Source organism: Methanomicrobium mobile BP, assembly GCF_000711215.1.
GTDB classification, from domain to species: domain Archaea; phylum Halobacteriota; class Methanomicrobia; order Methanomicrobiales; family Methanomicrobiaceae; genus Methanomicrobium; species Methanomicrobium mobile.
In genome coordinates this window covers 175,359-188,488 of record NZ_JOMF01000006.1, presented here as the reverse complement: position 1 = coordinate 188,488, position 13,130 = coordinate 175,359, and the positions used below count along the sequence as shown (strand labels likewise).

General features: G+C 47.0%; 13 protein-coding genes and 1 tRNA gene. 6 read left to right on the top strand and 8 right to left on the bottom strand.

From position 1 onward, the window contains the following. Nucleotides 1-48 precede the first annotated feature (48 nt). On the bottom strand, nucleotides 49-627 hold the full coding sequence (locus T502_RS04975) for an HdeD family acid-resistance protein (protein ID WP_042706041.1): 579 nt from the start codon (nucleotides 625-627) through the stop codon (nucleotides 49-51). Between the two features lie 206 nt (nucleotides 628-833). Continuing rightward, nucleotides 834-1,262, bottom strand: a complete 429-nt coding sequence (locus T502_RS08885) for a hypothetical protein (RefSeq protein WP_157197470.1) — start codon at nucleotides 1,260-1,262, stop codon at nucleotides 834-836. Between the two features lie 13 nt (nucleotides 1,263-1,275). Between T502_RS08885 and T502_RS04965 the strand changes: the two genes are divergently transcribed. From T502_RS04965 to T502_RS04940, 5 genes are all read left to right on the top strand, one after another. Continuing rightward, nucleotides 1,276-2,847, top strand: coding sequence for a PKD domain-containing protein (locus T502_RS04965; RefSeq protein WP_042706040.1), 1,572 nt, complete (start codon nucleotides 1,276-1,278; stop codon nucleotides 2,845-2,847). A 24-nt stretch (nucleotides 2,848-2,871) separates the two neighbouring features. After that, nucleotides 2,872-4,086 (top strand): tRNA (N(6)-L-threonylcarbamoyladenosine(37)-C(2))-methylthiotransferase, encoded by a 1,215-nt coding sequence (locus tag T502_RS04960; RefSeq protein WP_042706039.1) that lies wholly within the window; start codon nucleotides 2,872-2,874, stop codon nucleotides 4,084-4,086. A 333-nt stretch (nucleotides 4,087-4,419) separates the two neighbouring features. Further along, nucleotides 4,420-7,413, top strand: coding sequence for a methyl-accepting chemotaxis protein (locus tag T502_RS04950; RefSeq protein WP_084173052.1), 2,994 nt, complete (start codon nucleotides 4,420-4,422; stop codon nucleotides 7,411-7,413). Between the two features lie 52 nt (nucleotides 7,414-7,465). Continuing rightward, nucleotides 7,466-7,960: a chemotaxis protein CheW gene (locus T502_RS04945; RefSeq protein WP_042706037.1), complete on the top strand. Its 495-nt coding sequence runs from the start codon at nucleotides 7,466-7,468 to the stop codon at nucleotides 7,958-7,960. A 194-nt stretch (nucleotides 7,961-8,154) separates the two neighbouring features. Beyond that, the gene (locus T502_RS04940) at nucleotides 8,155-8,715 is read left to right on the top strand and encodes a hypothetical protein (RefSeq protein ID WP_042706036.1); all 561 of its coding nucleotides are present in this window, start codon (nucleotides 8,155-8,157) and stop codon (nucleotides 8,713-8,715) included. A 151-nt stretch (nucleotides 8,716-8,866) separates the two neighbouring features. Here the strand turns inward: T502_RS04940 and T502_RS04935 are convergent. The 4 genes from T502_RS04935 to T502_RS04920 form a co-directional block, all read right to left on the bottom strand. Continuing rightward, nucleotides 8,867-8,939: transfer RNA gene (locus T502_RS04935), tRNA-Ile, on the bottom strand. Between the two features lie 100 nt (nucleotides 8,940-9,039). Beyond that, nucleotides 9,040-9,507, bottom strand: coding sequence for a GNAT family N-acetyltransferase (locus tag T502_RS04930; RefSeq protein WP_042706035.1), 468 nt, complete (start codon nucleotides 9,505-9,507; stop codon nucleotides 9,040-9,042). A 694-nt stretch (nucleotides 9,508-10,201) separates the two neighbouring features. Then, entirely contained in the window at nucleotides 10,202-10,396 is a 195-nt protein-coding gene (locus T502_RS04925; protein ID WP_042706034.1) for a helix-turn-helix transcriptional regulator, read from the bottom strand. Beyond that, nucleotides 10,380-10,817, bottom strand: a complete 438-nt coding sequence (locus T502_RS04920) for a DUF2178 domain-containing protein (RefSeq protein ID WP_169736980.1) — start codon at nucleotides 10,815-10,817, stop codon at nucleotides 10,380-10,382. The genes T502_RS04925 and T502_RS04920 overlap by 17 nt, the downstream gene beginning before the upstream one ends. Nucleotides 10,818-11,143: 326 nt before the next feature. Between T502_RS04920 and T502_RS04915 the strand changes: the two genes are divergently transcribed. After that, complete coding sequence (locus T502_RS04915; protein ID WP_042706032.1) at nucleotides 11,144-12,145, top strand: alpha/beta hydrolase; 1,002 nt, start codon at nucleotides 11,144-11,146, stop codon at nucleotides 12,143-12,145. Nucleotides 12,146-12,333: 188 nt separating this feature from the next. Here T502_RS04915 and T502_RS04910 read toward each other — a convergent pair whose 3' ends face one another. Both T502_RS04910 and T502_RS04905 read right to left on the bottom strand, forming a co-directional pair. Continuing rightward, nucleotides 12,334-12,528 (bottom strand): helix-turn-helix transcriptional regulator, encoded by a 195-nt coding sequence (locus T502_RS04910; protein ID WP_042706031.1) that lies wholly within the window; start codon nucleotides 12,526-12,528, stop codon nucleotides 12,334-12,336. Then, entirely contained in the window at nucleotides 12,512-12,949 is a 438-nt protein-coding gene (locus tag T502_RS04905; RefSeq protein WP_084173050.1) for a DUF2178 domain-containing protein, read from the bottom strand. Before T502_RS04905 ends, T502_RS04910 begins: the two co-directional genes overlap by 17 nt. Nucleotides 12,950-13,130: the final 181 nt, after the last annotated feature.

Here is a 13,130-nt window from a genome sequence, read left to right as displayed (position 1 = left end):
TTTTGAGATTTTTAGTTTCGGTTTTGTCATTTCCGTTCGGATTTCTGCTTACTGTGATGCACCTTTTGCACATTTTGCGACGATGCCGGTTGCCACGTGCATGATTCCCCAGATCATCGCGAAGAGTCCGAATACCTGGAAGAGTATGACGTTACCGATGAACGGATATACGATAAGGTAGATTGCAAGAAGTACCGAGATGATACCCGCTATGATGAGCAGCGCTTTGTAACCGTTTCCGAAAGTGCCGTAAAATCCCATCAGTATATTCGAAAATCCCGTCATGAATGCCCATATGGCGACAAGGTAGTTGACAAGTAGCCATGTCGCAAGTATGTCCGTAAAGACGAATATGCCGACTATCAGTCCGAGAATGCCGAGTATCAAAAGCGCAAGTCTTGCGCCCGTTCCTTCTTTAGTCGTAATTCCCTGAATTATGGAGATTACACTCCATGCAATGACCATTATTCCGATAAGGTATCCTAACGAAAGTATGAATGCCGGCGTCCACGTAAATGCGAGGAAACCAAGGATTACCGCTATGATTCCGGTTAACACGAATGTCCACCATTCGGGTGTAATACTTAACGAAACCGCGGTACAGCTGGTTGATACTTCTTCAGTCATGATTATCACCGTTTTTCCGTATGATCCGGATAATTACTAATGATATTTTATGTTAAATAGATTTTTGCGTATTTTTGCCGGCGATATCATCCTGCCGTAAATTTAAGAAATTGCATAAAGAATATTATTGATTGCGTGTGAAAATTATTACAATAATATACCGTCCGCAAGTGTTTCTCCATGAAGTTAAGCCGTTCAGATTCATATTATAATTCCCCGTCCCGCACGGATGACTCCGCATTTTGCGGTTCATCGTGCAGAACTGCCGATACCTCGGGAAAGTCCGTGAAAAAATCAAAGATGCTGATCCTGTCGGGATTGCTGATTATCTTTTTACTTCTTTTTGCTGTTGTACCTGTATATGCTGACGGCGAAGGTAACACCACAGACACACCGACTTCGACCCCGACAACTACGGATACCGAACCGCCTACCGAAACACCTACTGAAACACCTACTGAAACACCTACTGAAACACCTACTGAAACACCTACTGAAACACCTACCGAAACACCTACTGAAGCACCAACAACAGCGACTTCAACCGCTACAGTGACACCCACACCTACGGGAACCACTACCACAGCACCCACAGCAACACCTACCGTAACAACCGCTCCGACTACGCAACCCAACGCAACATCCACGGTGGATAAAACCGCAACCTTAAACATTACACTTACGCCCGGAAAAACATGGTCGGACTTCCTGAAGTTGGAATATGCCGCTACCGTCTCATATGGAACTGCGACATATAAGTGGGACTTTAACGGTGAAGGTAGTCCCGAGGCGAAAAGCGGAACATTTACTTTTGGTACAACAGGCACTAAAACAATCACGGTTACCGCGACTCCGCCAAAAGGTGTAACTCTTAAAAATCCGACCGAGACAAAAACGGTTACAATCGCGGAGCCTAAACTTGAGCCTAAAATTTCCGTAGATGCTGTTGCAGGCACATATAAGATTAATTTCGAGGATAAAACGGGTGTCCCGGATGAATATGTCAAGTCAAGACTCTGGGATTTTGATGCAGGCAATACTTCTTCCAAGGCGACATCTGCCTCGAAGTCAGGTACTTATGAGTATAAGAATTCCGGAACATATACCGTCAAAATGAAAATTACCACTGTTGGCGGTCAGACCAAAACAGCCGAGCAGCCTATCAGTATAAAAGGGTTAACCGCCGATTTCAGTGCGGATCCGACATCTGGCGGAGCGCCTCTGGAGGTCAAGTTTACAGATAAATCCTCAAAGAATTCAGTTACGGGTGCGACGATTGATTTCTGGAAATGGGATTTCGGCGACGGTAGTTCACCGGTTTATGAGCAAAATCCGACTCACAAATACACTAAAGTGGGTAAGTATACAGTAACGCTTATGGTCAGCGATACGGACAGTTCGACGAAAACGTCCAACTCGGATACAGTTACGAAGAAAGATTATATTGTAGTCGATGAAGGTCTCTATCCGACGGCAAACTTCGACGTGGCGAGTTCTTCGTCAAGAAGCGGCAATGCCCCGCTGGAAGTTAAGTTCGTCGATAAATCCAAGCCTGCCGCATCGAGCAACGCGACCATAACCTCGTGGTCGTGGAAGATTACGAACTCCGGCGGTTCGACCGTAAAGACCGCAAGTACTCAGGATTTAACATATAAGTTTGAAGATGGCGGTAAATACACCGTATCGCTGACGGTAACCGATAAGAACGGCAAGTCCAATACCAAGACCGAGACGGACTATATCACGGTCAGTTCGGGACTGTCTGCGACCTTCACGGCATCGCCGACAAGCGGAACGGCGCCGCTCAACGTGCGTTTCGAAGCCAAACCCGATCCCGACAATACCTACGATATCGATGAATATGCGTGGAATTTCGGTGACGGCACTGCGGTATCCTACGGCAGGGTAATTTCGCATGTGTATCAGAGTGCGGGTACGTACACGGTCAAGATGACGGTCACGGATGAGAAATCCAAGACCTACACGGCGACGAGGAGCAACTACATTACGGTAACCGCCGCTTCAAAGACCGTGGCGCCGACAGCGACACCCACGGTAGCCGCCGGCAGTGAAAGCGATAAAACCAAGAGTTCAAAACTCTCCAAAGGAGACCGAATCTTCGGAATACCCGGCACCCAGCCAATACGCTCGGAGATGCAGAGAATGTACGGTTTCTTCGATGATTTCTTCACGCTCTTCTTCGGCATGTTCGGGAAATGAAGAGAGCGTATACGATTCAGATTCATGCATACCCTAAGAAACAAATCCGTATTCTTTGAGACATACGGATGCACCTTCAATTTTGCCGATACGGAAAAAATAAAGGAGATAGCCGCGGCTAACGGCTGTGTCATCGCCGAAAACGCGAAAGACGCCGATGCCGTCGTGATAAACACCTGTACCGTCGTATCGCAGACCGAGAGGGCGATGATACGGGCAATAAACGATTATGCGGATAAGGAAGTCTATGTAACGGGATGCATGCCCGTGGTTCAGAGAGAGAAACTCCTTGAACTGCGTCCCGATATTCATCTCATAATGCCCGACGAAATTTATGAGAACTCGGAGCGTGTCGGCGGCGTTGCTTTCGGAAACACTGGAATCGTTCAGATAGGTACGGGCTGTCTCGGAGCCTGTGCCTATTGCATAACGCGGTTTGCACGCGGGCGCCTTCGCAGTTTCGGTAAAGAGCGCATAATTGCGGAGGTAAAGAGGCAGGTTGCCGCCGGCGTCTCGGAGATACAGCTTACGGGACAGGATGTCAGTGCATGGGGAGCGGATATCGGCAGCAACCTCGGAGAGCTTCTCACCGCCGTCAATGACATCGACGGCAACTTTGCCGTCAGAGTCGGCATGATGAACCCCGCGACCGTGATGCCGCATATCGACGAAATAGCGGAGGCGTTCACCCTCGAAAAGATCTATGCCTTTATTCATCTCCCCGTTCAGTCCGGCTCGAACCATGTCCTTGAGACCATGAACCGCGGATATACCCGCGAGCAGTTCATAGACGTTGTCGGCGCATTTCGCAGACGGATTCCCGATGCCAGAATTTCGACCGACTTCATAGTCGGCTATCCGACCGAGACCGAGGAGGACTTTAACGAAACCCTCTCGCTCATTGAGGAAGTAAAACCCACAAAAGTCAATATAACGCGTTTTTCACTCCGCGAAGGGACACCTGCCGCCAAGTATTACGACATGCCGGACTGGATAAAAAAGAATCGTTCCAGAATGCTCACAATTGCCGCAAACAAAATCTATGACGCCAACAATGCCGCGATGATAGGGCGCACCGTTCATGCCGCCGTCACCGAGAAGAAGATGGCGGGAACGATTGTGGCACGCGACCGATACTATAACAATATCGTGGTAAAAGAAGACCTTCCGCTCGGCAAAAAACTCGATCTGCGGATTATCGACCACCACAGGCATTATCTTATAGCCGAAACCGTGTGAAAAGTTCCTTTCTGGTTTGGGTGCATTGTATAGCCTTATGTTTACCGTATCTTTATCGTAAGTTTACTGCATGTTTACGGGAAGTTCACGGGAAGTTTACGGGTATTCACGTGAGGTTGAGGGCACCGTCCGTGCCTTCGTGACCTTTCCGCATCGGCTCAAAAATGCGGTCGGTTTATGGGAAACAAACGCGCTTAAGGGGGCTGATATATTCCTTAATCCGTTAACCGAAAAGGATTGCGCAAAATATTATTTCGTTTTTTGATTGACAAAGACATAAATAATATATGTCTTTGAGTAATAGTCTATTTTAATAATAGGGAGACTTTTGTTATGTCAATATCTGATCTAAAAAGTACAGTAAAGAAATTTTTGGCAGACAGGAATTCCGCTGTGGTAAATCCCAACGATTATTCCGGTGATGAAAAGGAAATAGCCGAAATCATCGCAGAGCTGATGACGACAATCAAGGAAGAAGAGAAGGTCAACAGAGCACTTCAGAGACGTGCGGAACTCTTCGTAACCGACAACCCGCAGGGTATTGCCGTACTCGCTCCCGACAAGCACAGACTCGACCTTAACAAGGAATACGAGAGAATCTGGCACGGCACATACGACGAGCTGATGGCAAAGAAGCTCTACGACTTCAACATCGAGGTCACGGGCGACGACTTCTACAAGTCCTTCGAGACCAAGAAGAAGGCAGTCTCCGACATGAAGATCAAGTGGGAAGACGGCACGTTCAGCTACCTCAGACTCTTCCAGACACCTATCCTTGACGAAAACGGCGAGATCGATGTCAACTACTACATCTACCAGGACTTAACCGAGATGAAGGCACAGATCGAGTCGAACAAGGCACTCCAGAGACGTGCGGAACTCTTCGTAACCGACAACCCGCAGGGTATTGCCGTACTCGCTCCCGACAAGCACAGACTCGACCTTAACAAGGAATACGAGAGAATCTGGCACGGCACCTACGATGAGCTGATGGCAAAGAAGCTCTACGACTTCAACATTGAAGTAACGGGCGACGACTTCTACAAGTCCTTCGAGACCAAGAAGAAGGCAGTCTCTGACATGAAGATCAAGTGGGAAGACGGCTCGTTCAGCTACCTCAGACTCTTCCAGACCCCAATCCTCAACGAAGACGGCGAGATCGATGTCAACTACTACATCTATCAGGACTTAACCGAGATGACCGAGCAGCTGGAGTCCATCAAGACGCTTCAGCAGCGCACGGATGCAATCGTCCAGGAAAACCCGATGCCGATTGTCATCTGGAATACCGATATGAAAGCCGAGGTTACAAACAAGGCATTCCTCAAACTGTCCGGATACACGCCTGAGGAAGCAGCCAACCTTACAATAAAGGATATGATATATCTCAAGCAGGCGGGTAAATCCGTCAAGGAGACACTTGAGACAAAGACCGCAAGCCACGGCGAAGCGGCAGTCAGATTCCCCAGCGGCGACAAGGATGTCGAGAGATACAATATACCGCTCCTCACAGCCGGCGGCAAGGTGGACAGTATCCTTACGGTCTACAACGATATCACCGAACTGCGTAAAGAGATCGACAACTCCGCAAAGCTTCAGAGACGTGCCGATGCCTTTGTCAGAAACAACCCGCAGGGTATTGCCGTACTCGCTCCCGACAAGCACAGGCTTGACCTTAACAAGCAGTACGAGAAGATCTGGCACGGCAGTTACGATGAACTGATGGCAAAGAAGCTCTATGACTTCAACGTCGAGGTCACAGGTGCCGACTTCTATGAGTCATTCAACTCCAAGAAGAATGAAATCTCGGACATGACGGTCAAATGGGAAGACGGAACAAAGAGTTACCTCAGACTCTTCCAGACGCCTATTGTTGACGATAAGGGCGAGATTGATGTCAACTACTACATCTATCAGGACAGAACACCCGAGGTCACCCAGAGCGAGTACATGGATGTCCATGTCCAGCGTATAGCCGCAAGCCTTGAATCTCTGGCAACAGGAAACAAGGACGGTCTGCAGCTTGACGTCAACGATGCCGACGTATACACAAAGGAGATGCGTGCGCAGTTTGTCGAGATCTTCAACTCGGTCCAGCGTCTCAGAGATGTTCTTGCAGGTGTCATCACCGATATCGAGAAACTTGCGAATGCGGGTATTGACGGTAAACTCGAATACCGTATCGATGCCGATGTCTATCAGGGTCTCTTCAACCTGCTCGGTCAGGACCTGAACAAACTCATGGAGTCTGTTGCCACACCGCTGAACGAAGCAATGCAGATCTCGGAGTTCTACGCGGCAGGCGACTTCTCTGCCAGATTCTCCGAGGATATCGCCGTAAAGGGCGACTTCGACAAGTTCAAGCAGTCGCTTAACAATATCGGCGAGAAGGTCTCAGAGAATGTCCGCGAGTCCAACAAGGTCACAATGCAGGTCTCCCAGACCTCCGGCGAGATCATTAAGGGAACCGATGAGATTGCAAAGGCTGCAGAGAGCGTTGCCGGCGCAAGTCAGAGAGCTGCCGACCTGACAACCGCACTCTTCCAGAGCATTGAGGAGATCAGCAACCAGATATCCGATCTCTCGGCATCCAACGAGGAGATTGCAAGTACGTCACAGGAAGTCTTCAACGCGGCGAATCAGGTTGTCGACATCGGTAAGGAGGCACAGTCCCTCGGTAACGATGCAAACATAAAGATGAACAATGTCGAGAAGATTGCAAGCGGCAGTGTCCAGAGTATCTCCGAGCTCTCCGAGAAGATCAAGGAAGTCAGCAATGTCGTAAGGATGATCAATGCAATCGCGGGTCAGATCAACCTGCTGGCACTCAATGCGGCTATTGAAGCGGCACGTGCCGGTGAACACGGTCGCGGATTCGCCGTAGTTGCCGGCGAGGTCAAGAACCTTGCGGCAGAGGCCCGTGCGGCAACCGAGACCATCGAGAGCGTTGTCTCCGTGGTTCAGGCGAGCAGCGAGAAGACCGCCGAGGCAATCATCGCGGCAAACAAGGAGATTGTCGAGGGTGTCGACAGCGTCAACAAGACAATCGTCGCACTCAATACAATCATTGCGAAGTCCGGTCAGGTCACCAACGATATCGGCGAGATTACCCGTGCTATCGAGGATCAGGCAAATATCTCCAATAACATCGTAAAGGCTGCCGACAGCGGTACACAGAAGACCCGTGAGGTTCAGAAGGAGACCGAGGAGCTTGCCGCACTTGCCGAGGAGGAGAGTGCTTCAATTGAGGAGATCTCCAGTGCAATCCACGAAGTCGGTAACCTTGTCAAGAACCTTGAGAATGCGAATGCGAAGTTCAAGTGCTGAAACAATCACCTGAACTTTAATTTTAATTCGTAGAAAAACAGGAGGAGGTACAGTGATAGATATTGTGCAATTTGAGATATCGGGAGTAAACTATGCTCTGGATATCCAAATGACAAGAGAGATCGTGGAGATGATGCCGATTACTCCCGTGCCGCGTGCACCCGAGTATATTGCCGGAATTATCAATCTTCGCGGTGAGATAACAAATATTCTCAGTCTGAATTATCTCATGGGTCTTCCCGTGGAAGAGCGTGACGACAAGAAGATCATCGTTCTTGCGCCGGATGCGACCGAGGGCTCTAACGTGGGACTTATAGTCGACGACGTCCACAGTGTCAGAAGGATCTCAGAGGATTCCGTCGATCAGATCGATAATTCACTCTCGCGTGAGGCATACGTTAAGGGCGTCATCAAAATAGGGAAGGAAGACGGCGGCAAAGACGAGAACAGCGGCGATTATCTGATTATCTGGGTCGATATCGCAAAGATACTTTATGATATTCTGGTTCGCGGCAACAACAGCAACGGTGCCGCTAAACCGGCATAATCTCCCTATCTGCTTTTTGAATATATTCACGATATTTTTTGACCGTTAACCGTCAACGGTCTGAGTGCTTTTTTGCCGGCTTCGAGTTCAGCCTATTTATTGTATCCGTTTCATGTTGTTTCCTTACGGTTTCATATTCTTTTATATCTTGACGGCGAATAGTTTAGTAACGGATGAATTAAGGAACCGATAGTATGGACAGCGAGACTGCGGATATAATAAAAAAAGGCTTTGATGCCATAGTCAGCGAGATTGACGCGGGCAAAGCGAAAGCCGATGAGCTTTCTGAAGAAGTGAAGAAGAACCGTGCCGAACTTCTCTCGGCAATGGGCAGGACCGCGGCTCCGCTTGCCGAAAAGATGGGTGTGAATCTTCTCATACGCGGCAAGGCGGGTGCGAACGGCGAGATGTACGATCAGGTTTATTCCGATGAGAAGATGTTCATTCTCGGAAAGACAGATCCGATGCCGTATCGTCCCGACGATATGACGAAGAAGGTCGATACCCAGTTCTGTGCCTTATCCGAGAAAGGTGTCTTCTCCGAGATTATGTATACGAATTCCGAGTTCATGACGGATTCGTATATCCGCGAGATAAGCGCGGAAGAGGCATTCGATCTTTACGGCTTTGATATCATGTTCATGCTCTATAAGGCGTTCGAGCAGTATCTCAGGAGAAGCGACGATCTGGTATCGTCTCTCGAGAAGACCCTTGCTTATGTTTTCAAGAGCGAAGATGAACAGAATACACAATAAACAATAATTCTATTTTACATTGATGTTTTTGTATTGACGTTTTTCTGTTGACGTAAATTCATTGAAGTAAATCCGATGACTTTAATCCTTTCCGAATCTGCGGACGTAAATCTGCGTACAGTTAAAATCTTTCAAAACAGCGTAAAAAGAGTGGGCCCGGTGCGACTCGAACGCACGACCTCCCGGTTATCAGCCGGGTGCACCACCGACTATGCTACGGGCCCTGTTATGTTGCCTAATAAACTTAGTGTTAGTCATTATTATATGTTTTGTATTGATTCCATGAGTGTAAACTCATCCCGAAGTATCCGCTAATCGGAAAAATCACTGCAATTGGAGGATCATCTCGGGATGGCGGGGCACTTTCGGAACGAAATTGAGTTTCTGATAGAGCGGTCGCCCCTCATCCGTTGCCGTCAGTTCCAGATAGGAGAGATCAAGCTCTTTGCTCTTCTCGATTACCCGATTTAAGAGCGTGGTTGCAAAACCGTGATGGCGGTATCTCTCGTCCGTGAACACATTGAGGATAAGTCCCGTCTTTCCCGTTGCGAAGAGCTGATTTGCGGGTTTTTCCTGAACAAGCAGAAAGACCGAGGAGTAGATATGACCGTTTTCTTCGGCGATATACGCAAAGAAATCCTCGTTTAAGTGCTTTTCATAAAACACGGGCAGCTGCGACTTTATCTTATCGAGCAGGTCATCGGACATTGTGCCGTATTCGAGATGAAGATAATCGAGCCTCTGCCTGACAAGTTCATCGATATCCGATTTATCCGCCGTTCTCAAATTCATATGGATCAACGACCGCCGTGATAATGTGCAGTATCTATAGATAGCAGTGTGAAATAAAAATAGCTTTGCATGTTATCTTATCGGCATAAAAGAGATCGAAGAAACGAATATGAAGAAGATTGCCCGAAATTCTTTGGAACGTTATGGGTAATTTGTTCCCGTATTCAGGCAATTGTCAGCCGTTTTATGCACATTTAGGAATTCAGGAGATTTACTCCCGTTTTACGGCTGTTCCGTATCCTCTATTATGGTTTTATGTTTGTAATCGCCGTTGGGTTTTGTATGGTTGCTTACTGTTGTGTATGGTTTTTAATGGATATGTCCGGATTTAATTCCGATCTTGTGTGAATTTTGGATGATTGGATGTTTTTGATGATTTGGATGACTTGTGAATTCAATTGACTGAGATTTCGGTTTAAATTTTCGCAATATTTGGAATCCTTTTTGTGAGCAGTTGCACCTTTGGGTCTGAGTGCACTCTCTGAATAATAATGTGGGGAGCGGAGTATATAAATGAATGAAATCCCCCTGCACAGGTCATATAACGTTTCGGTTAAATGAATGATTTTCGCATTATGCAACATCGGGGAGAAAAAGTGCGGTGTGGGGAAATTGGCATGGGAATATGTCGGAGATAACCGCGCCGTAGCGCCGCCGGCGTTGGTTCCTTTTTTTTCGTTTTTGCCGTCGGGTTTCAGCCGTCGTACTGGAATATGTCCTCTATCTTCGCATCAAAACGTCGGGCAATCCTGAATGCAAGTTCAAGCGAGGGGGCATACTTATTCTTCTCTATTGCTATAATGGTCTGACGGGTTACTCCCACGTCATCGGCCAGATCCCACTGCGTCAGATCGAATTTCGCACGAAATACCTTAATCTGATTCTTCATCGTCCTCAGACCCTGTATACATTTTGGTATAGTATATCCTGAAGATGGCATAGATCAGGAGCATAATTGCAAGATTGATCACAAACGGCATTGCCAGATAAAGCATCCTGGTTCTTAATAAATCATTATCCGCTATCAGAATCAGGGAAAGGTTGGCGATTACGGATGCAAACAGCAATAACCATGTTATCTGAAGGGAGCGTGTTGCCGCCATCTCGTTTATCCTTGAGATGAGCTCGTCCGTTACCAGAGCATCGTCTATCCTGTTCCTCAGAACGTAGATGGTTATTGCCGAAATTATGACCAGTGCCGCCACTAGTGGCATTGCGGAAGGTCCCCAGACGGATACCGCACCATAGATGATTATGGCGGCGATGAGGATTATAAGCGAGGCAATAATGTAATAGTTATTTTTTTTCATGTTATCTCCGCCTTGTAATTCCGAATGAATAATTATTCGGATACCGCATCCGTTAAACGTATTGGTATTGTCAAAAAGCATCTGCGTCTGCTCATCCGCCGATTTGCCCGTCTGAATTGAAGAATAATTATCGTTCATCAACAGCATAGCAATCGCAGATGTGTCGAATTTATCCGTTTTCGTCTTTCTAATGCTTTGACCTTTTTTGTAAAGATTTGTGTGTGCAGGAAAAATAAGCCAATCCGCAGCATCTTTACGGCATACCCGAACCTATTTATAAGATTATGTAAAGAACGGGTATAATAATATAATACGGGGCATTTAAGATGATCGGAAAAGAAGAGCTGAAACTGGTGCAGGAATGGGACAAGACATTTCCCAAGAGCGAGAAAGTTGCTCACAGCAAGGTGACATTTGTTAACCGTTACGGCATCACGCTCGCAGCGGATATGTATGTGCCAAAGGATGCGGAAGGAAAGCTTTCCGCCATTGCGGTATGCGGTCCTTTTGGCGCAGTCAAGGAACAGTGTAGCGGTTTCTATGCGCAGACTATGGCGGAGAGGGGATTCGTCACGATAGCTTTTGACCCTTCCTTTACAGGAGAAAGCGGCGGAAACGTGAGATATATGGCTTCTCCCGATATCAATACTGAGGACTTCATGGCGGCAGTAGATTTCCTTTCGCTGAACGATAAGGTTGATCCTGACCGTATCGGCATCATCGGAATCTGCGGCTGGGGCGGTATGGCAATCAATACGGCTGCACTTGATACAAGAATCAAAGCTACGGTAGCGTCTACCATGTATGACATGACAAGAGTAAGTGCAAATGGGTATTTCGATGCGGAAGACAGCGAGGAAGCCAGATACGAAAAAAGAAAAGCAATGTGTGCACAGCGGCTTGAGGATCTGAAAAACGGAGAATACAAGTCGGGCGGAGGTGTGCCGGAGATCGTTCCTGACGATGCACCGCAATTTTTGAAGGACTATCACGATTATTACAAAACCGGGCGCGGCTATCATGCAAGGTCATTAAATTCCAACGAAGGCTGGAATGTGATAGGAACAGAATCATTTATGAATCAGCCTATTCTTAAGTACAGCAATGAGATTCGGAGTGCCGTGCTGGTTGTTCACGGAGATGCGGCACATTCCTGCTATTTCGGCAAGGATGCCTATGCAAATATGACGAAGGACAGCAGATATACGGACAACAAGGAACTTCTGCTCATTCCCGGTGCAAACCATACAGACCTTTATGATGGCGGAGATAAGGGCTATATTCCGTTTGATAAGCTGGAGAGCTTCTTTACAGAGTATTTGAAGTGATTATAGAGACGTGGTTGCGGGATAAGCCCCTACCCGGTTTTGGAAATGGGGATGTAATGATATGGGGTTATATGATGGTATGGTTCTATTTGGTGATATATGGAAATATTTGGTTGGATATGAATGTCTGTGGGGGCATAAGGTCTTTATGCGGGCTTTAATTGTCCGCATTGCTCCCTTATCGCCGTTTATCCTTCATACTGGAAGACATCTTCTATTTTTGCATTAAAACGTCGGGCAATCCTGAACGCAAGATCAAGCGATGGCGAATACTTATTCTTCTCGATTGCGATAATGGTCTGACGGGTTACCCCTACGTCATCCGCCAGATCCCACTGAGTCAGATCGTATTTTGCGCGATATACCTTAATCTGATTCTTCATCGTCACCAAGCCCCAGATACTTATGCGTGTAATAAATCCTGAATATGGTATATATCATTATCATAATCGCGAGATTGATGAGAAACGGCATACCCAGATGAAGCAGAGCGGATCTTAATACGGGATCATCCATATACCAGACAATGTTCAGGTTGGCAACCACGGCTGCAAAAATTAAAATCCAGGTAATCTGAAGGGAACGTGTTGCCGACATCTCGTTTATCTTTGAGATGAGTTCATCGGTTACAGGCGCGTCATCGATTCTTCTCCTCAAAATATAGACTATTGTTGCCGCAATCAGGACAGAAGCCGTCACAATAAGCATGGCGGGATATCGGTTTAAGCATACCGCGCCATAGTTGATTAAAGCGACTATGAACACTATAAACGAAGTAATAATGTAATATGTATTCTTTTTCATGCTGTCTCTGCCCGAAAAATCAGAATGCACTATTATTTCGGATACCGTTTTTGTTAAATCTTTGGTTATTGTTCGAAAGAAGTCCAAAGATGTTAAATTAGGTTAATCAAAAAAGATAAAAAAATTGCGGATTCCGTTATCCGCATAATCGTTAATCCCCGTCAATACGCTATCGTCGCGT